The 18,808-nt window shown below is 60.1% G+C and carries 16 protein-coding genes; 9 read left to right on the top strand and 7 right to left on the bottom strand.

Annotated features, from left to right (window positions below; all coding sequences use genetic code 11):
- Positions 1-38: 38 nt before the first annotated feature.
- Both HMPREF3143_RS06595 and HMPREF3143_RS06590 read right to left on the bottom strand, forming a co-directional pair.
- A complete protein-coding gene (locus HMPREF3143_RS06595) occupies positions 39-2,471 on the bottom strand; it encodes a formate C-acetyltransferase/glycerol dehydratase family glycyl radical enzyme (RefSeq protein ID WP_070532338.1) in 2,433 nt (810 codons plus the stop codon).
- A 4-nt stretch (positions 2,472-2,475) separates the two neighbouring features.
- Positions 2,476-3,375, bottom strand: coding sequence for a glycyl-radical enzyme activating protein (locus HMPREF3143_RS06590; protein WP_070532334.1), 900 nt, complete (start codon positions 3,373-3,375; stop codon positions 2,476-2,478).
- Positions 3,376-3,504: 129 nt separating this feature from the next.
- Here HMPREF3143_RS06590 and fsa point away from each other — a divergent pair, with 129 nt between their 5' ends.
- Positions 3,505-4,167, top strand: a complete 663-nt coding sequence (gene fsa, locus HMPREF3143_RS06585; protein ID WP_023326972.1) for a fructose-6-phosphate aldolase — start codon at positions 3,505-3,507, stop codon at positions 4,165-4,167.
- 85 nt (positions 4,168-4,252) lie between these two features.
- Here the strand turns inward: fsa and moeB are convergent, their stop codons facing one another.
- Entirely contained in the window at positions 4,253-5,005 is a 753-nt protein-coding gene (gene moeB, locus HMPREF3143_RS06580; protein WP_063436335.1) for a molybdopterin-synthase adenylyltransferase MoeB, read from the bottom strand.
- Between the two features lies 1 nt (position 5,006).
- The gene (gene moeA / locus HMPREF3143_RS06575; RefSeq protein WP_070532331.1) at positions 5,007-6,239 is read right to left on the bottom strand and encodes a molybdopterin molybdotransferase MoeA; all 1,233 of its coding nucleotides are present in this window, start codon (positions 6,237-6,239) and stop codon (positions 5,007-5,009) included.
- Between the two features lie 187 nt (positions 6,240-6,426).
- Between moeA and iaaA the strand changes: the two genes are divergently transcribed.
- From iaaA to gsiD, 5 genes are read left to right on the top strand one after another with little or no spacing between them, the layout of a single operon-like run.
- Positions 6,427-7,365 (top strand): beta-aspartyl-peptidase, encoded by a 939-nt coding sequence (gene iaaA / locus HMPREF3143_RS06570; RefSeq protein ID WP_070532326.1) that lies wholly within the window; start codon positions 6,427-6,429, stop codon positions 7,363-7,365.
- An 11-nt stretch (positions 7,366-7,376) separates the two neighbouring features.
- On the top strand, positions 7,377-9,248 hold the full coding sequence (gene gsiA / locus HMPREF3143_RS06565; RefSeq protein WP_070532323.1) for a glutathione ABC transporter ATP-binding protein GsiA: 1,872 nt from the start codon (positions 7,377-7,379) through the stop codon (positions 9,246-9,248).
- Between the two features lie 23 nt (positions 9,249-9,271).
- The gene (gene gsiB, locus HMPREF3143_RS06560) at positions 9,272-10,810 is read left to right on the top strand and encodes a glutathione ABC transporter substrate-binding protein GsiB (protein ID WP_070532316.1); all 1,539 of its coding nucleotides are present in this window, start codon (positions 9,272-9,274) and stop codon (positions 10,808-10,810) included.
- A gap of 5 nt (positions 10,811-10,815) precedes the next feature.
- Complete coding sequence (gene gsiC / locus HMPREF3143_RS06555; RefSeq protein WP_008501201.1) at positions 10,816-11,736, top strand: glutathione ABC transporter permease GsiC; 921 nt, start codon at positions 10,816-10,818, stop codon at positions 11,734-11,736.
- Between the two features lies 1 nt (position 11,737).
- Complete coding sequence (gsiD, locus tag HMPREF3143_RS06550; protein ID WP_023292926.1) at positions 11,738-12,649, top strand: glutathione ABC transporter permease GsiD; 912 nt, start codon at positions 11,738-11,740, stop codon at positions 12,647-12,649.
- Positions 12,650-12,712: 63 nt separating this feature from the next.
- Here the strand turns inward: gsiD and rimO are convergent, their stop codons facing one another.
- On the bottom strand, positions 12,713-14,038 hold the full coding sequence (gene rimO / locus HMPREF3143_RS06545; RefSeq protein WP_023335043.1) for a 30S ribosomal protein S12 methylthiotransferase RimO: 1,326 nt from the start codon (positions 14,036-14,038) through the stop codon (positions 12,713-12,715).
- Between the two features lie 216 nt (positions 14,039-14,254).
- Here rimO and bssR point away from each other — a divergent pair, with 216 nt between their 5' ends.
- Together bssR and HMPREF3143_RS06535 are read left to right on the top strand one after the other, a co-directional pair.
- Positions 14,255-14,638: a biofilm formation regulator BssR gene (bssR, locus tag HMPREF3143_RS06540; RefSeq protein WP_021240947.1), complete on the top strand. Its 384-nt coding sequence runs from the start codon at positions 14,255-14,257 to the stop codon at positions 14,636-14,638.
- Between the two features lie 106 nt (positions 14,639-14,744).
- Entirely contained in the window at positions 14,745-15,863 is a 1,119-nt protein-coding gene (locus HMPREF3143_RS06535; protein WP_021240946.1) for a PQQ-dependent sugar dehydrogenase, read from the top strand.
- Here HMPREF3143_RS06535 and HMPREF3143_RS06530 read toward each other — a convergent pair whose 3' ends face one another.
- Positions 15,864-16,490, bottom strand: a complete 627-nt coding sequence (locus HMPREF3143_RS06530) for a glutathione S-transferase family protein (RefSeq protein ID WP_023292924.1) — start codon at positions 16,488-16,490, stop codon at positions 15,864-15,866.
- 241 nt (positions 16,491-16,731) lie between these two features.
- Between HMPREF3143_RS06530 and dacC the strand changes: the two genes are divergently transcribed.
- Positions 16,732-17,937 (top strand): serine-type D-Ala-D-Ala carboxypeptidase, encoded by a 1,206-nt coding sequence (gene dacC / locus HMPREF3143_RS06525; protein WP_008501207.1) that lies wholly within the window; start codon positions 16,732-16,734, stop codon positions 17,935-17,937.
- 86 nt (positions 17,938-18,023) lie between these two features.
- On the opposite strand, the gene deoR is transcribed toward dacC, so the two are convergent.
- On the bottom strand, positions 18,024-18,782 hold the full coding sequence (gene deoR, locus HMPREF3143_RS06520; protein ID WP_023292922.1) for a DNA-binding transcriptional repressor DeoR: 759 nt from the start codon (positions 18,780-18,782) through the stop codon (positions 18,024-18,026).
- Positions 18,783-18,808 lie beyond the last annotated feature (26 nt).

Here is an 18,808-nt window from a genome sequence, read left to right as displayed (position 1 = left end):
TTGTAGGCCCGGTAAGCGCAGCGCCACCGGGCGTTTTCTTACAGCGTATGCTCAGTACGGGCGATAATATCGTCCTGCGCATCCGGCGACAGGGCGGTGAAGAACGCCGAGTAACCCGCGACGCGCACCACCAGGTCACGATACTGGTCAGGATGTTTCTTCGCCTCCAGCAGCGTTTCGCGCGAGACGATGTTGTACTGAATATGCCAGCCCTTATGCACCTCGAAGAAGGTGCGCAGCAGCACCATCAGCTTCTGGCGATCGCTGTCGTTTTCCAGCGTTGACGGGTTCAGCTTCTGGTTCAGCAGCACGCCGCCGAGAATCGCTTCCGTCGGCAGTTTGCCCACCGAGCCAATTACCGCCGTCGGGCCGAGGTGGTCCGTACCCGAAGCCGGGCTGGCACCTTCCGCCAGCGGCGTGTGCGCCTTACGTCCGTCCGGTGTCGCCATCGTCGCCGCGCCAAACGGCACGTTCGCGGAGATGGAAGAGGTGCCCGCGTAATAGTTACCGCCGATCGGGCCGCGGCCGTAGCGCGGGTTATGGTACTGCTTCAGCTCTTCAATATAGGTCTGATAGGCGCGGGTCAGCAGCATATCCACGCTGTCGTCGTCGTTGCCGTACTTCGGCGCGCCGTTGATCAGGCGCTGACGCAGCTGCTCGTGGGTCAGGCCATCGAAATCATCGGCCAGCGCCGCCGCCAGCTGCTGCTGACCGATAGTGCCCTGTTCGAACACCAGCTTCTTCACCGCCGCCAGGCTGTTGCCGAGGTTGGCGATGCCCACCTGCAGGCCGGACACCCAGTCATACTTCGCGCCGCCCTGCTTGATGCTTTTCGCGCGCTCGATGCAGTCGTCCACCAGCGCCGAGCAGAGAATATCGTGGACGTTCTCCTCCAGCATGGTGTCTACCACGTACTCAATCTCGATGGATTTGCGGGTGTAGTAGCGGATCTGGCTATCCCAGGCTGCCATCACTTCGTCGAAGTTGTCGAAGTTACCGGCAGAGAGGGCTTTCTCCTGCGGCAGGAACACCTTGCCGCTGGTGGCGTCGCGGCCGCCTTCCAGCGCGGCCAGCATCACGCGGGCGAAGTTGATAAAGCTCATGCCGGTGCAGCGGTAGCCCCATTTGCCGCCCACCGCGGTTTCGATACAGCCAATGGCCGCGTAGTCGTAGGCGTCGTCGCGCTCAACGCCGAGCTTGATGAATTCCGGAATGACGATTTCATCGTTGTTGAACGCCGGCATCCCGAAGCCGCAGCGGATCACCTGCACGCAGGCGTCGAGGAAGTCGTTGCTCATGCCCGCGTGATAGCGCACGCTCAGGTTCGGCTGGGTGGAGCGCAGGCGACCGCAGGATTCCAGAATCGCGTAGGAGAGCGGGTTCACCGCGTCCATCGGCTCACCGTTAACCAGCTTCTGGCCGCCGATGGTGACGTTCTGGTACAGCGGGCTGCCGGCGGAAGCTTTCGAGTGCGAGCCGGAGCGGATCTTATTCACTTCCAGCAATTTCAGCCAGCAGCTGTGCAGCAGCTCGATGGCGTGCTCGCGGTCCAGGCTCTGGTTCAGCTCCACGTCGCGGCGGTAGTACGGATAGAGATACTGGTCCATACGCGCGAAGGAGACGGAGTGGCCGTTGGACTCAATCTGCAGGATCAGCTGAATGAAGTAGCACAGCTGCAGCGCCTGCCAGAAGGTTTTTGGCGGCTCGTGGGCGATTACGTCACAGTTTTCCGCCATTGCCAGCAGCTCGTCGCGGCGGCTTACGCGGGTTTCGGTCGCGGCCATTTCGCGCGCCAGGTCGGCAAAGCGTTTGATGTGCAGGCTCACCGCTTCCAGCACGATATCAATTGCCTTCAGGAACTGCTCGCCGTGCAGGTCTTCCAGCACCGTCAGGTTGATGCGCGAGCGGCGCTCGGCCACTTTGGCGCGCAGGCCGTCGAGACCTTTCTCCAGCACCAGAGGGAAGTTCACCGCCAGGTGCGCGTCGCCGGAGGTCATGTTACCTTCGGCTTTGATGATGCCGGTTTCCAGCAGGCCTTTCTGCTCGTCGGTGAACATGCCGTAGCAGCGGTCCTGCACCGTCTGGCCGCGCCACCACGGGCAGATTTCATGCAGCACGCGCTTGTTCTCTTCGCTCACCGCAAAGCCCGCGCCCGGACGGTCCGCCAGGTCGTCAATCTCTTTCTCAATCCAGGAGACGGTATATTCCGGGAAAATGGGCGCCGCGCGCACTTCGCTTGCCTGGTTCCCGATGATCAGCTCATCGTGCTTGATCCAGATGGTACGCTTGGCCAGGTGATGCGCCAGCGCCAGGGCGCGGCGCACCGGGATCGGCTTGTCCATGTGCTGCTGGTACATTTCGGTGTAATGCTGCGCGCGCTCGGTACAGACCGGCGGCTTCACGATATGCACCAGGGCCGTTTTGTGCGCCTTAATGCGCTCGCTGAGGGTGTTGAGATTCAGGGTGGTCATAGGTTTATCCTCGTAAGGTCGCGGTTAACCCTTTCTGGCAGGCGTACTGCTGCGCGAAGTCCAGCAGGGCAGGGTTATCCAGCGGTTTGTCAGGGGCAGAGTAGGGTTGGCCGAGCAGGGTGTATTTGTTCATGCCCAGCGTGTGATACGGCAGAAAATGAATATCGTGGACGCCGAGTTCATCGGCAGCGAAGTTGGTAATGGCGGTGATGGAGGCTTCATCCGCGTTGAAGCCCTGGATCAGCGGCACGCGGATGGTGATCGTTTTCCCGGCGGCGGCCAGGCGCTTCAGGTTGTCCAGGATGCGCTTAGCCGAACCGTCCGTCCACTGCTTGAAAACGTCACCGTCGACATGCTTCAGGTCGGCGAGGAACAGATCGACGTACGGTAATGACGGCTCGATATAGTGCCACGGCACGTGAAGGCAGGTTTCGACGGCGGTGTGGATACCCTGGTCGTGGCTGGCTTTAAACAGCGCGTGCGCCAGCTCCGGGTTCATAAACGGTTCGCCGCCGGAGAGGGTGATCCCGCCGCCGCTGCGGTCGTAGAAGGGTTTATCGCGCAGTACGGTCGCCATGATCTCCTCGACCTGCTGTTCTTCGCCGCAAACGGTCAGCGCCTGCGTCGGGCAGCAGTCGGTGAGGGCATCAAGCGTCTCTTCACTCAGCTTTTCGCGGTGGATGACCAGGCCATTCAGCGCGCGTTCGATGCAGCCCGGTGCCGCCTGCTGGCACAGGTCGCAGCCGTCCAGGCACAGACGCGCATCAAACAGCACGTCCCGGCTGCGGGAGCGGCTTTCCGGGTTCTGGCACCAGCGACAGCCCAGCGAGCAGCCTTTCAGGAACACCACGGTACGTATACCGGGGCCGTCGTAGGTAGAGTAACGCTGAATATTGAAGATCATGTTTTCCGCCTCTTATCTTGCATATGAAGATTAAATTACTTTCGAATGAAAGTTATCTTGATGCAGGTCAACTCTTGAGCAGGTTTTGTCGTGATAGGGTAAGTGCAGGCTAATTTTGAGGGTGACATCATGGAACTTTATCTCGACACATCTGACGTTGCGGCAGTCAAAAAGCTGGCGCGTATCTTCCCGCTGGCGGGCGTGACCACCAACCCAAGCATCGTTGCGGCCGGTAAAACGCCGCTCGACGAACTGCTGCCCGCGCTGCACGACGCGCTGGGCGGTAAAGGCCGTCTGTTCGCGCAGGTGATGGCGACCACCGCCGAAGGGATGGTGGAAGACGCGCGTAAGCTGCGCGCCATCATTAACGATCTGGTGGTGAAAGTGCCGGTGACCGCAGAAGGGCTGGCGGCGATCAAGATGCTGAAAGCGGAAGGGATCCCGACCCTGGGCACGGCGGTCTACGGTGCCGCGCAGGGGATGCTGTCCGCGCTGGCGGGGGCGGAGTATGTGGCCCCTTACGTTAACCGCGTGGACGCGCAGGGCGGGGACGGGATCCAGACCGTGGTGGAATTACAGCAGTTGCTGACGCTGCATGCGCCGCAGTCAAAAGTGCTGGCCGCGAGCTTTAAAACCCCGCGTCAGGCGCTGGACTGCCTGCTGGCAGGCTGCGAGTCCATCACGCTGCCGCTGGACGTGGCGCAGCAGTTTATTACCTCTCCGGCGGTAGACGCAGCGATTGTGAAGTTTGAGCAGGACTGGCAGGGGGCGTTTGGACGGACGTCCATCTGACGCGGCTGCCGGGTGGCGCTGACGCTTACCCGGCCTACGTTCGAGCCGTTGTAGGTCGGGTAAGGCGAAGCCGCCACCCGACTTTTTACTGACTACACACCTCACACCCCGGATTACGCATTAGCTTCATCTCGCGGAACTGGCAGGTCATCGCGTCATACATCACGATTTTCCCCGCGGCGGGCGTGCCGTAATTCGTCAGCACCTTGATCGCTTCCATTGCCTGCAATGAACCAATCACGCCGACGAGCGGCGCCATCACGCCCGCCTCAACGCAGGTCAGCGCATTCTCGCCAAACAGACGGCTCAGGCAGCGGTAGCAGGGTTCACCCTCGGCGTACGTGAAGACGCTGATTTGCCCCTCCATGCGGATCGCCGCGCCGGAGACCAGCGGGGTTTTGTGAGCAAAACAGCCCGCGTTGAGCTGATTACGGACGGTGACGTTATCCGTGCAGTCCAGGACCAGATCGTGCCGGGCAATCTGCGCGGAGAGCGCGTCGTCATCCAGCATTGCGTCAATCAGCGTGAACTGAACGTGGGGGTTGATACGCGCCAGCGCAGCCCTGGCGGATTCCACTTTCGGCAGGCCCACCGTCGCGTCGCTGTGCAGCGTCTGGCGCTGCAGGTTGGACACCGATACGGTATCGAAATCCAGCAGCGTCATGCTTCCTACGCCCGCCGCGGCAAGGTATTGCGCGGCGGCGCAGCCCAGTCCGCCCAGCCCGACGACCAGCACGCTGGCCGCCTTGAGCGCTTCCTGACCTTCGAAATCAAACCCGCGCAGCACAATCTGGCGGTTGTAGCGCATCATCTCCGGGTCGCTCAGCTCCACCGTCATGTCAGCCTCCGAACAGGTGGTTAAAGCGCTCGACCTCAACCCATTCGCCGGCTTCCACGTTGCCGCGCTCGCGCTCCAGCACGATGAAGCAGTTGCCCAGACTGAAGGAGCTGAAAATGTGCGAGCCCTGATGTCCGGTGGTGCTCACTTCGAGCTCGCCGTCCGCACCGCGGGTCAGAATGCCGCGCTGGAAATCGAGACGGCCCGGCGATTTTTTCAGCCGCGTCGCGGCACGCACGCGCACGCGTTCCGGCAGCGGGCTGGCCTTGTTGCCGGAAAGCTTCGCCAGCAGCGGGATCGCCAGCTGGTAGAAGGTCAGCGCGGCGGAGACCGGGTTACCCGGCAGGCCGCAGAACCAGCTGTGTGGAAGCTTGCCAAACGCGAACGGTTTGCCCGGCTTGATCGCCAGCTTCCAGAAGGCGATTTCGCCCAGCTCTTCAAGAAGGGTTTTGGTGTAATCCGCTTCGCCCACGGAGACGCCGCCGGAGCTGATGACCACGTCGGCGGATTTATCCGCCTCGATAAACGCCGCGCGCAGTTGTTCCGGGTCGTCTGGAATGATGCCGAGGTTAATCACGTCGCAGCCCAGCTGCTCCAGCATCAGGTGTACCGCCAGGCGGTTGGTGTCGTAAATCTGGCCGTCCTGCAGCGGCTGGCCCGGAAGCTGCAGTTCGTCGCCGGTGGAGAAAACGGCGACGCGCACTTTGCGGATAACGTCAACTTCCGCGATGCCGAGCGAGGCCAGCACCGGCAGCTCCGCCACCGTCAGCCTTTGCCCGGCGGCAAAAACGGTCGCGCCGAGGGTGATGTCTTCACCCGTGCGGCGGATGTTCTGGCCCGCTTTGACGCTGGCGGTAAAACGCACCCCGTCGTCGGTCTGTTCGGTCTCTTCCTGCATGACGACAGCGTCGCAGCCAGCCGGAACCGGCGCGCCGGTCATGATGCGCACGCAGGTGCCCGCAGGCCATTCCCCGCTAAACGGCTGACCCGCAAAGGCTTTACCCGCCACCGGCAGGGCGTTATCCGTCTGGAGATCCGCCAGGCGTACCGCGTAACCGTCCATCGCGGAGTTATCAAACCCCGGCACGTTGAGCGGGGAGACGATATCGCGTGCGGCAATACGGCCAAAACAGCGCACGAGGGGCAGCGTCTCAACGTCATGCAGCGGGGAAACTCGGTCAAGCATCTGCGTGAGTGCCGTCTCAAGCGGCATCAGTCCGGCGGTAAAATCCATGGTGGGCTCCTGCGGAGTAACAACGAAAGCGTCCATTATGGCAGAAAAGTGCGGCTAACTGTATGACCGGAGGGTGTACGCTTTACATCACTGTTACGTCTTTCTATATTCAAAAATCATCTGAAGTTTCGTCGACGATAATGATATTTATAGAAAAAGCCGCAAAACAGGCTAACGGGTGATGCGAATGGTTAAGGCGGTAATCGCAATTCATGGCGGGGCCGGGGCAATCACCCGTGCACAGCTCACTCCTGAGCAGGAAAAGCGCTACATCGACGCGCTGTACGCCATTGTCGAAACGGGCCAGAAAATGCTGGAAGCGGGCGAGAGCGCGCTGGACGTGGTCACCGAGGCGGTACGCCTGCTGGAGGAGTGCCCGTTATTTAATGCGGGGATCGGTTCGGTCTTTACCCGGGATGAAACCCACGAGCTGGATGCCTGCGTCATGGACGGTATCTCCCTGAAAGCGGGGGCCGTGGCAGGCGTCAGCCACCTGCGTAACCCGGTGCTGGCCGCGCGTCTGGTGATGGAAGAGAGCCCGCACGTGCTGCTGACGGGCGCGGGGGCGGAGAGGTTTGCCTTCGAACACGGAATGGAGCCGGTATCGCCCGATCTGTTTTCCACAGAGGCGCGCTATCAGCAGCTGCTGGACGCCCGTTCGGTAGGCATGACGCAGCTTGACCATACTGCGCCGCTGGATGAGCGCAGCAAAATGGGCACGGTCGGCGCGGTGGCGCTCGACAAAGCGGGCAACCTCGCGGCGGCAACCTCCACGGGCGGGATGACCAACAAGCTGCCCGGACGCGTGGGCGACAGCCCGCTGCCGGGCGCGGGCTGCTATGCCAATAACGCCACGGCGGCGGTGTCGTGTACCGGCACCGGGGAAGTCTTTATTCGCGCCCTTGCGGCCTACGACATTACCGCGCTGATGGATTACGGCGGTTTAAGCCTCAGCGAAGCCTGCGAGCGCGTGGTGATGGAGAAATTACCTGCCCTGGGCGGCGTCGGCGGGCTGATTGCGGTGGATCGCGAGGGTAACGTGGCCCTGCCGTTCAACAGCGAAGGCATGTACCGCGCCTGGGGCTATGCCGGCGATGAGCCGAGCACGGGGATCTATCGTGAATAAGGGGGCAGCGCGTGCCGCACAGTGAAGAGCTGGACAACCGCGAAGTGCTGGCTGTCCATCAGCTGAATATTGCGTTTCAGGAAGAGCGGCAGTTCATCCCCGCAGTACAGAATTTATCGTTCACGCTCAGGCGCGGCGAGACGCTGGCGATTGTTGGCGAGTCCGGCTCCGGGAAATCGGTCACCGCGCTGGCGCTGATGCGCCTGCTGGAACAGACGGGCGGGCAAATCAGCAGCGAGAAAATGCTGCTGCGCCGCCGTAACCGTCAGGTCATTGATTTAAACGAGCTGAGCGGCGCGCAGATGCAGGGCGTGCGCGGGGCGGACATTGCGATGATCTTCCAGGAGCCGATGACCTCCCTGAACCCGGTGTTCCCGGTCGGGGAACAAATTGCCGAGTCCATCCGCCTGCATCAGGGGCTAAGCGGTGATGAAGCGCTCAACGAGGCCCGACGCATGCTGGAGCTGGTGCGCATTCCGGAGGCGCAGGCCATCCTGAGCCGCTATCCGCATCAGCTTTCCGGCGGCATGCGCCAGCGGGTGATGATTGCCATGGCGCTCTCCTGCCGTCCAGCTGTGCTAATTGCCGATGAACCAACGACGGCGCTGGACGTGACGATTCAGGCGCAGATCCTGCAGCTCATCAAGGTGCTGCAGCAGGAGATGGAGATGGGGGTGATTTTCATCACCCACGATATGGGCGTGGTCGCCGATATCGCCGATCGGGTGCTGGTGATGCACAAGGGCAGCGCGGTGGAAACCGGCCCGGTTGAACAGATTTTTCACGCGCCCGCGCATCCTTACACCAAAGCGCTGCTGGCGGCGGTTCCGCGCCTGGGGGCGATGAACGGCAGCGATCTGCCGCGTCGTTTTCCGTTGATTTCCCTGGAGGCGTCTGAGCCGCAGGAGGAGGAACGCGAGCAGGACACCGTGGTGCCGGGCAAGCCCATTCTGGAAGTGCGCAATCTGGTCACGCGTTTTCCGCTGCGCAGCGGTGTGTTGAACCGCGTAAAGCGCGAAGTGCACGCGGTGGAAAACGTCAGCTTCGACCTCTGGCCGGGCGAAACGCTGGCGCTGGTAGGGGAGTCCGGCTGCGGTAAATCCACGACCGGGCGCGCGTTGCTCCGTCTGGTGGACGCGCAGGAGGGGAGCATTACCTTTAACGGCGAGCGCATTGATACCCTTCCTGACAGCAGGCTGCAGGCGGTGCGGCGGGATATTCAGTTTATTTTTCAGGATCCGTATGCCTCTCTCGATCCGCGACATACGGTGGGGTATTCGATTATGGAGCCGCTGCGGGTGCATGACCTGCTCGACGGCGAGGCGGCGCAGCGTCGCGTGGCCTGGCTGCTGGAGCGCGTTGGCCTGAAGCCGGAACACGCCTGGCGTTATCCGCACGAGTTTTCCGGCGGGCAGCGGCAGCGTATCTGCATCGCCCGCGCGCTGGCGCTGAACCCAAAAGTGGTGATTGCGGATGAATCCGTCTCGGCGCTGGATGTCTCTATCCGGGCGCAAATCATCAATCTGCTGCTGGATTTACAGCGGGATATGGGGATCGCCTTCCTGTTTATCTCGCACGACATGGCGGTGGTTGAGCGCATCAGCCATCGCGTGGCGGTGATGTTTATGGGGCAAATCGTGGAAATCGGGCCGCGAAGGGCGGTGTTCGAGAACCCACAGCACCCTTATACCCGCAAGCTCATCGCGGCGGTCCCGGTCGCCGATCCGGCGCATCGTCACGGCCAGCGCGTGCTGCTGCAGGATGAAATGCCGAGCAATATTCGTAAACGCGGCGAGGCCGTGGAGCGCGTGGCGCTGCGTGAGGTCGGTCCGGGTCATTTCGTGGCTCCCCCGCGTCAGGGCAATGCCTTTTCGCGGTTATAACTTTCAACAGGCAGGAGAACATAATGGTTACATTTGTAGCGCGTAGATGGTTGTTAGCCGCGAGCGTGACGGCAGCCCTGGCCGCTGCCCCCGCGTTCGCTGCCAAAGATGTGGTGGTCGCCGTCGGCTCTAACTTCACCACGTTGGATCCGTATGACGCTAACGACACGCTCTCCCAGGCGGTGGCGAAATCGTTCTACCAGGGCCTGTTTGGCCTGGATAAAGAGATGAAGCTTAAAAACGTGCTGGCGGAGGGGGACACCGTTTCGGATGACGGGCTGGTGTACACCATTAAGCTCAAAACTGGGGTGAAGTTCCAGGACGGCACCGACTTTAATGCGGACGCGGTGAAGGTAAACCTGGATCGCGCCAGCAATCCTGAGAACAGCCTCAAGCGTTATAACCTCTATAAAAACATCGCCAAAACCGAGGTGGTCGACCCGGCGACGGTAAAAATCACCCTGAAAGAGCCGTTCTCCGCGTTTATCAATATTCTGGCGCACCCGGCGACGGCGATGATCTCCCCTGCCGCGCTGAAGAAATACGGCAAGGAGATCGGCTTCCACCCGGTCGGTACCGGTCCGTACGAGCTGGTCACCTGGAATCAGACCGATTTTGTGAAGGTGAAGAAATACGCGGGATACTGGCAGAAAGGGCTGCCGAAGCTGGACACCATCACCTGGCGTCCGGTAGTGGATAACAACACCCGTGCGGCGATGCTGCAAACCGGCGAGGCGCAGTTTGCCTTCCCGGTCCCGTACGAGCAGGCCGCCATTCTGGAGAAAAACAGCAAGCTGGAGCTGGTCGCCAGCCCGTCGATCATGCAGCGCTACATCAGCATGAACGTCACGCAAAAGCCGTTCGATAATCCGAAGGTGCGCGAAGCCATTAACTATGCCATTAACCGCCAGGCGCTGGTGAAGGTCGCTTTTGCGGGCTATGCCACCCCGGCCACCGGCGTGCTGCCGCCGGCTATCGCGTATGCGCAAAGCTATCAGCCGTGGCCGTACGATCCGGCCAAAGCGCGCGAGCTGCTGAAGGAGGCGGGCTATCCGAACGGCTTTAGCACTACGCTGTGGTCGTCGCATAACCACAGTACCGCCCAGAAGGTGCTGCAGTTTACCCAGCAGCAGCTGGCACAGGTGGGGATTAAGGCGCAGGTTACCGCCATGGATGCCGGACAGCGTGCGGCAGAGGTCGAGGGGAAAGGGCAGAAAGAGAGCGGGGTGAGGATGTTCTACACCGGCTGGTCGGCCTCGACGGGTGAAGCCGACTGGGCGCTGTCGCCGCTGTTTGCCTCACAGAACTGGCCGCCAACCCTGTTCAATACCGCGTTCTACAGCAACCCGCAGGTGGACAAAGACCTGGCCGATGCGCTGAAAACCACCAAACCGGAGGAGAAAGCACGCCTCTACAAGGACGCGCAGGACATCATCTGGAAAGAGTCGCCGTGGGTGCCGCTGGTGGTGGAGAAACTGGTGTCAGCCCATAACAAAGCGTTGACCGGGTTCTACATCATGCCGGATACGGGCTTTAGCTTTGACGATGCGGATTTAAAATAACGCCCATGCTGAACTATGTTTGCAAACGCCTGCTGGGGCTTATCCCGACGCTGCTGATTGTGGCGGTGCTGGTGTTTTTGTTTGTCCATATGCTGCCGGGCGATCCGGCGCGTCTGGTTGCCGGGCCCGAAGCGGATGCCACGGTCATTGAGTTGGTGCGTAAACAGCTGGGTCTTGACCAGCCTCTGTATATGCAGTTTCTGCACTATATTGGCAACGTTCTGCAGGGTGACTTTGGTATCTCGATGGTGTCGCGTCGTCCGGTGTCGGAAGAGATCGCCACCCGCTTTATGCCCACGTTCTGGTTAACGATAGCCAGCATGAGCTGGGCCGTGGTGTTCGGACTTGGCGCCGGGATTGTGGCGTCCGTCTGGCGTAACCGCTGGCCGGACAAGCTCGGCATGGCGCTGGCGGTGACCGGCATCTCCTTCCCGGCGTTCGCGCTGGGGATGCTGCTGATGCAGATTTTCTCCGTTGAGCTGGGCTGGCTGCCCACCGTCGGGGCCGATACCTGGAAGCATTACATTCTGCCCTCAATGACGCTGGGGGCTGCCGTGTCGGCGGTGATGGCCCGCTTTACCCGCGCCTCATTCGTTGACGTGCTGAGCGAAGATTATATTCGCACCGCGCGAGCGAAAGGGGTCAGCGAGAAGTGGGTCATTCTCAAGCACGGGTTCCGCAATGCGATGATCCCGGTGGTGACGATGATGGGGCTGCAGTTTGGCTTCCTGCTGGGCGGCTCTATCGTGGTGGAAAAGGTCTTCAACTGGCCCGGGCTGGGACGTCTGCTGGTCGATTCCGTCGAGATGCGGGACTACCCGGTGATTCAGGCGGAAGTCCTGCTTTTCTCGCTGGAGTTTATTCTTATCAACCTCGTGGTGGACGTGCTCTACGCCGCCATTAACCCGGCCATCAGGTATAAGTAAGATGCGATTGTTGAACTGGCGGCGTCAGGCCGTATTAAACGCCATGCCGGGGCTAAAACCGGACCACATCCGCACCCCGTGGTCTGAATTCTGGCGGCGCTTTCGCCGTCAGCCGGTCGCGATGACGGCGGGGCTGTTCGTGCTGCTGCTGATCGTGGTGGCGATCGTGGCGCCGTGGGTGGCGCCGTTTGATGCGGAAAACTATTTTGACTACGACCGCCTGAACGACGGGCCCTCGATGCTCCACTGGTTCGGCGTGGACTCTCTCGGGCGGGATATCTTTAGCCGGGTGCTGGTGGGGGCGCAGATCTCGCTCGCCGCCGGGGTGTTTGCGGTGCTGATCGGCGCGACCATTGGGATCGTGCTGGGGCTGGTCGCCGGCTATTACGAAGGCTGGTGGGACCGCATCATCATGCGCATCTGCGACGTGCTGTTTGCCTTCCCCGGCATTCTGCTGGCGATTGCCGTGGTGGCGATCATGGGCAGCGGCATGGCCAACGTCATCATTGCGGTCGCGGTGTTTTCGATTCCGGCCTTTGCCCGCCTGGTGCGCGGCAACACGCTGGTGCTGAAACAGCAGACCTTTATCGAGTCGGCCCGCAGTATGGGGGCCAGCGACGCCACAATTCTCTTCAGCCATATTCTGCCGGGGACGGTGTCGTCTATCGTGGTCTACTTCACCATGCGTATCGGCGTGTCGATAATCTCGGCGGCCAGCCTGTCGTTTCTGGGGCTGGGGGCACAGCCTCCGACACCGGAGTGGGGCGCGATGCTGAACGAGGCGAGGGCCGATATGGTGATTGCGCCACACGTGGCGATCTTCCCGAGTCTGGCGATTTTCCTGACCGTGCTGGCGTTTAACCTGCTGGGGGATGGGCTGCGCGACGCGCTGGATCCGAGGATAAAGGGGTAGTGCAGTGACATGTGCCGGGTGGCGGCTACGCCTTACCCGGCCTACAAAAGCGGAGTGGGGAGATTAAACCCGGCTACCCCACAGGTCATACTCATCCGCGTTTTCAACCTTCACGCGAATAATATCACCCGGCTTAACGCTGGTTTCGCCATTCAGGTACACCGCGCCGTCGATTTCAGGGGCGTCCGCCATGCTGCGGCCAATCGCGCCTTCTTCGTCCACTTCGTCGATGATAACCATGATCTCGCGGCCCACTTTCTCCTGCAGACGTTCGGCAGAAATCTGCTGCTGCAGCTGCATGAAGCGGTTCCAGCGCTCTTCCTTAACCTCTTCCGGCACCTGATCCGCCAGCTCGTTAGCGGTTGCGCCTTCCACCGGGCTGTATTTGAAGCAGCCGACGCGGTCCAGGCGCGCTTCCTTCAGGAAGTCGAGCAGCATCTGGAAATCTTCTTCGGTTTCACCCGGGAAGCCGACGATGAAGGTCGAGCGCAGGGTCAGGTCCGGGCAGATCTCACGCCACTGCTTGATGCGCGCCAGCTGGCGGTCAACGGAGCCAGGACGTTTCATCAGCTTCAGGATACGCGGGCTGGCATGCTGCAGCGGGATGTCCAGGTACGGCAGAATTTTGCCTTCCGCCATCAGTGGGATCACGTCGTCAACGTGCGGGTACGGGTAAACGTAGTGCAGACGCGTCCAGATACCGAGTTTGGACAGCTGCTCGCACAGGCCGACCATGCTGGTTTTCACCGGCTCGCCGTTGTGGAAACCGGAGCGGTGCTTAACGTCCACGCCGTAAGCTGAGGTGTCCTGGGAGATGACCAGCAGTTCCTTCACGCCCGCATCGGCCAGACGTTTGGCTTCCGCCAGCACTTCGCCGATTGGACGGCTCACCAGATCGCCACGCATGGACGGGATGATGCAGAAGGTGCAGCGGTGGTTGCAGCCTTCGGAAATTTTCAGGTACGCGTAGTGACGCGGCGTCAGCTTCACGCCCTGTTCCGGCACCAGGCTCAGGAACGGGTTGTGCTTGGGCTTTGGCACGTAGTGATGAACATGTTGCAGCACCTGCTCGTAGCTGTGCGGGCCGGTAATCTCCAGCACCTTCGGGTGCACTTCGCGGATCTGGTCTTCTTTCGCGCCCAGACAGCCGGTCACGATCACTTTGCCGTTTTCGGTCAGCGCTTCACCGATGGCTTCCAGTGACTCCTGGACCGCGCTGTCGATAAAGCCGCAGGTGTTAACGATCACCATATCGGCGTTGTCGTAGCTTGGCACCACGTCATAGCCCTCGGTGCGCAGTTCGGTCAGGATGCGTTCTGAATCCACCAGGTTTTTCGGGCAGCCCAGGGAGACGAAGCCGATTTTCGGCTGGTGCGTAACATTGCTCATAGGTTAAAAATTCATCAATTATGGAGTTATCAGGGCGGGATTTTACAGCGTATCGCGGGGGATTTATACACTCTTTGCAAGGTGGATGCGCCGGGCAGAGGTTGGAACATTGTAAATAATGTTAATCAGTTAATAAAAATTGATCCCAGGCATTAAACTGTACAAAAAATGTACTTATCCTGACTATGCACAATGGCTGACAGAGGAGGAAAGAGCATGACCGTTGACAGACTAAAACGCGATCTGCTGAACAAGCTGATCAACGCCCGAATCGACCTGGCCGCGTACCTGCAGTTGAGGAAGGCAAAAGGGTATATGTCAGTCAGCGAAAGCGAACATCTGCGTGATAACCTGTTTGAACTTTGCAATTTCATGCGTGAAAAAGCACCGGCCCTGCAGGCGAACTACGGCGAAAGTGAAGAAGTCGCGCTGCGCCGCGCCGCCGAGGTGCTCTCCATTGCAGGGGTGTGTCTGATGAACGGACGCCACGACTGCCCGAATTTTATCGCCGTAAACGCGGAGAAGCTTGAAAACTGCCTGACAACGCTCTCTCTATGCATCATGTGCCTGAACGAGCACAAACAGCTTGAACAGCACTGATCCCGGGGGAGGCAACTCCCCCTTCTGCTTAAGCTTTTGTAAAAGTGGTAACGCGCCCGGACGCAGTGGCTAATCTTTAAGCCATATGCCGATAAAGGAGTGCATTATGCCTCGATCCTCGCTGATTTTCCTGCCTGCGTTATTCATTCCGTTTTCACTTCTTGCTGCGCCAGAGGCGGTGAAGGTCGAGGTGCTGCAAAACAGACTCGATCACCCCTGGTCCCTGGCGTTCCTGCCGGATAATAACGGGCTGCTGGTGACCCTGAAGGGCGGCCAGCTCAAACGCTGGCAGGCGGGAAAAGGGCTCTCCGATCCGATTGTCGGCGTACCGAAAGTCTGGGCAAACGGCCAGGGAGGATTGCTGGATGTGGTGCTGGCGCCGGATTTTGAAACGTCGCGCCGCGTCTGGCTGAGCTACGCCGAGGCCGGGCATGACGGCAAAGCCGGAACGGCGGTGGGCTTTGGCCGCCTGAGCGACGACTATTCCCGCATCGAGGGATTCCAGGTGGCGTTCCGCCAGATGCCGAAACTCTCAACCGGTAACCATTTCGGCGGACGGCTGGTGTTCGACGGCAAAGGCTCCCTCTTTATCGGACTCGGCGAGAATAACCAGCGTCCCACGGCGCAGGATCTGGATAAATTGCAGGGCAAAGTGGTGCGCCTCACCGAAGACGGAAAAGTCCCGCCGGATAACCCCTTTGTGAATACCCCCGGTGCGCGACCTGAAATCTGGTCTTACGGCATCCGCAACCCGCAGGGGATGGCGATGAACCCCTGGAGCGACACGCTGTGGCTGAACGAGCACGGCCCGCGCGGCGGGGATGAGATCAATATCCCGGAGAAGGGTAAGAACTACGGCTGGCCGCTGGCAACGCACGGCATTAACTACAGCGGTCTGAAAATCCCGGAAGCCAAAGGCGAGCACGTTGAGGGCACCGAGAAGCCGCTGTTCGTCTGGAAAGTCTCACCCGCGGTAAGCGGCATGGCGTTCTACAACAGCGACGTCTTCCCGCAGTGGAAAAACAAGCTGTTTATCGGCGCGCTGAAGGAGAAGGACGTGATCGTGCTGAGCGTGGAGGGTAACAAGGTGACAGAGGACGGGCGCATTCTGGGCGACCGGGATCAGCGTATTCGCGATGTGCGGGTGGGGCCGGATGGGTATCTGTATGTCCTGACCGACGAGACGGACGGGCAGCTGTTGAAAGTCAGCCCGTCCGGCGCGTAATCAGGTAACCGGGATCATCACGACGTTACGGTACGCCGGGCGATCGCTCAGCTGTTTAAGCCAGCGCTCCAGGTGCGGGCGCGGCGTCCACTTCAGGCCCATGTTGGTCAGGTTCCAGACGAACGGCGCCACGGCGATATCGCCGATGCCGAACGCCTCGCCGGAGAACCAGGCGTGCTTCGCCAGCTCGTCATCCATCATCGCAAACAGATTTTCGCAGGCATCCTGCGCGGCGTGAATCGCGGGATAATCGCGTTCCGCTTCCGGCGTGCGGATAAGCCCCATCAGGATCACGCGGTGGGTTGGGGACAGCGTCTGGTTCGCCCAGTCCATCCACTTTTCGCCCTGGGCGCGGCGGGCCGGGTTTTCTACCCACAGGCGGCCCTGACCGTACTGGGCGGCGAGGTAACGCACAATCGTGTTGGACTCCCAAAGCGTCGCGTCCGTTTCATCATCGCGCAGCAGCGGCACCAGGCCATTCGGGTTCATGGCCAGATAGTCGGCCTCCTTGTTCACGCCGAACGCCATGCCTGCCATGATTTGATTGAACGGTAAATCCAGCTCTTCCAGCGTCCAGAGCACTTTCTTAACGTTGGTCGAATTATTCCTGCCCCACAGCGTAATCATATTTACTCCCGATGAGATGTGAATCCGAATCAGCTTTTCGCCATGGTGAGATAAACCTAACAATTACGCAACAGAAGACAAAAAAATCGCCTTAATCAAAGCGTATCTGAATGTTATTGCATAAACTTTAATAACTTTACCCTCGTTGGGTTTCTTTAACGGTTTTAGTGCGCTATTACTCATCGCTTCTTGCGACACGGTGATGTGACGTAATTTTTGAATGGACACTCGGGTGGCATTTATGACGCGTAAAATGACTTCTCTGCGCAGCCTGGCGGCAGGCTCTGCGCTTCTTTTCCTGTTTGCACCAACGCTCTACGCAGCTGAACAGGCTGCGCCCGAAGCGCCGCCTGTGGATGCGCGCGCCTGGATCCTGATGGACTACGCCAGCGGTAAAGTGCTGGCGGAAGGGAATGCGGATGAGAAACTCGATCCGGCAAGCCTGACTAAAATCATGACCAGCTATGTGGTGGGCCAGGCGCTGAAAGCGGGCAAGATCAAGCTGGACGATATGGTGACCATCGGGAAAGACGCCTGGGCGACCGGCAACCCGGCCCTGCGCGGATCTTCCGTGATGTTCCTGAAGCCAGGGGATCAGGTCTCCGTTTCCGATCTGAATAAAGGGGTGATTATTCAGTCGGGAAATGATGCGTGCATCGCGCTGGCCGACTACGTTGCCGGCAGCCAGGATTCTTTCATTGGCTTGATGAATGGTTACGCGCAGAAGCTGGGCTTAACCAACACCACGTTCAAAACGGTTCACGGCCTGGATGCGCCGGGCCAGTTCAGCACCGCACGCGACATGGCGCTGCTGGGGAAAGCGCTGATCCACGACGTGCCGGATGAATACGCCATCCACAAAGAGAAAGAGTTTACCTTCAACAAAATTCGCCAGCCGAACCGCAACCGCCTGCTGTGGAGCAGCAACGTCAACGTGGATGGGATGAAAACCGGCACCACGGCGGGTGCAGGCTATAACCTGGTGGCCTCCGCGACCCAGGGCGACATGCGCCTGATTTCGGTAGTGCTGGGCACCAAAACCGACCGCATTCGCTTTAACGAATCGGAAAAACTGCTGACCTGGGGCTTCCGCTTTTATGAAACCGTGACGCCGATTAAACCGGATGCCACGTTCGTCAGCCAGCGCGTCTGGTTTGGTGACAAGAGCGAGGTAAACCTGGGCGCCGGTGAGGCGGGCTCGGTAACCATTCCGCGCGGCCAGCTGAAAAACCTGAAGGCCAGCTACACTCTGACCGACCCGCAGCTCACCGCCCCGCTGAAAAAAGGCCAGGTGGTTGGGACGATTGATTTCCAGCTTAACGGTAAGTCGATTGAACAGCGTCCGCTGATTGTGATGGAAGCGGTGGAAGAGGGCGGCTTCTTCAGCCGGATGTGGGATTTCGTGATGATGAAATTCCACGGGTGGTTCGGCAGCTGGTTTAGCTAAGTTTTTGCCGGGTGGCGCTGCGCTTACCCGGCCTACGTTCGAGCCGTTGTAGGCCGGGTAAGGCGAAGCCGCCACCCGGCATAACCTCAATACATCAACTTCACCTGCTGCGCTTTCGCGTGGGCCACAATCTCGTCGTCCGGGCGGCAATCGCTGACGATGGCATCGAACTGCGCCAGCTCGCCCATTCTTGCCGGACGCACCTTACCAAACTTACTGTGATCGACCACCAGAACATGGTACTGCGCGGCGCTTAACGCCCAGTGCTTGACCGGTAATTCTTCCAGGTTAAAGCAGGTTGCCCCCTGACGCACATTGACGCCCGCGGCAGAATAAAACGCGATATCCGGGCAGAGGTTGCTGAGCGTGTCCTGCAGGTTGAGCGGCTTAAAGATCGCGTTGCTGGCGTGAAACTCACCGCCACAGAGGATCACCCGGCACTCGGGTTTCTCCTGGAGCGCCAGAAAGGTGTTCAGGGAATAACAGACGGCGGTAAACGGAATGCTGCTGTCGATGGCTTCGATAATCCACGGCGTGGTGGTACCGCAGTCAAAAAACAGCGTCTGGTGCGGCTGTACCAGGGAAGCCGCAAGCCGCGCGGCTTTGCGTTTCTCTTCCACCAGGCGCGTCTTCTGGTCGCTGATCAGATAATGGCTGGCGCTACGCGGCTCAAGCACAATGTATCCGCCCAGCAGCACGACGGGCGCGCTCTCGCTGTTCAGATCCCGACGAATGGTCATCTCCGAGACGCCGAGGAGGTTGGCGGCTTCCTTAAGATGCAGCTTATCGCTGCGCTTCAGCGCCTGTAGCAGCTGAGCAATGCGGTCATCGCGACGTGTTTCCATAGTTCCTCGGCATAAAAAAATGAACC

The sequence above is a fragment of the Enterobacter sp. HMSC16D10 genome (assembly GCF_001807145.1).
In the GTDB taxonomy this organism is placed as follows: domain Bacteria; phylum Pseudomonadota; class Gammaproteobacteria; order Enterobacterales; family Enterobacteriaceae; genus Enterobacter; species Enterobacter roggenkampii.
The sequence above is the reverse complement of the archived record's forward strand: the minus strand, read 5'-3'. Positions and strand labels throughout refer to the sequence as shown.

Bases quoted from the DNA above. Each gene is read 5' to 3' on its own strand.
- HMPREF3143_RS06595 (WP_070532338.1), bottom strand. From the start codon at position 2,471: ATGACCACCCTGAATCTCAACACCCTCAGCGAGCGCATTAAGGCGCAC.
- HMPREF3143_RS06590 (WP_070532334.1), bottom strand. From the start codon at position 3,375: ATGATCTTCAATATTCAGCGTTACTCTACCTACGACGGCCCCGGTATA.
- fsa (WP_023326972.1), top strand. From the start codon at position 3,505: ATGGAACTTTATCTCGACACATCTGACGTTGCGGCAGTCAAAAAGCTG.
- moeB (WP_063436335.1), bottom strand. From the start codon at position 5,005: ATGACGGTGGAGCTGAGCGACCCGGAGATGATGCGCTACAACCGCCAG.
- moeA (WP_070532331.1), bottom strand. From the start codon at position 6,239: ATGGATTTTACCGCCGGACTGATGCCGCTTGAGACGGCACTCACGCAG.
- iaaA (WP_070532326.1), top strand. From the start codon at position 6,427: ATGGTTAAGGCGGTAATCGCAATTCATGGCGGGGCCGGGGCAATCACC.
- gsiB (WP_070532316.1), top strand. From the start codon at position 9,272: ATGGTTACATTTGTAGCGCGTAGATGGTTGTTAGCCGCGAGCGTGACG.
- gsiC (WP_008501201.1), top strand. From the start codon at position 10,816: ATGCTGAACTATGTTTGCAAACGCCTGCTGGGGCTTATCCCGACGCTG.
- gsiD (WP_023292926.1), top strand. From the start codon at position 11,738: ATGCGATTGTTGAACTGGCGGCGTCAGGCCGTATTAAACGCCATGCCG.
- rimO (WP_023335043.1), bottom strand. From the start codon at position 14,038: ATGAGCAATGTTACGCACCAGCCGAAAATCGGCTTCGTCTCCCTGGGC.
- bssR (WP_021240947.1), top strand. From the start codon at position 14,255: ATGACCGTTGACAGACTAAAACGCGATCTGCTGAACAAGCTGATCAAC.
- HMPREF3143_RS06535 (WP_021240946.1), top strand. From the start codon at position 14,745: ATGCCTCGATCCTCGCTGATTTTCCTGCCTGCGTTATTCATTCCGTTT.
- HMPREF3143_RS06530 (WP_023292924.1), bottom strand. From the start codon at position 16,490: ATGATTACGCTGTGGGGCAGGAATAATTCGACCAACGTTAAGAAAGTG.
- dacC (WP_008501207.1), top strand. From the start codon at position 16,732: ATGACGCGTAAAATGACTTCTCTGCGCAGCCTGGCGGCAGGCTCTGCG.
- deoR (WP_023292922.1), bottom strand. From the start codon at position 18,782: ATGGAAACACGTCGCGATGACCGCATTGCTCAGCTGCTACAGGCGCTG.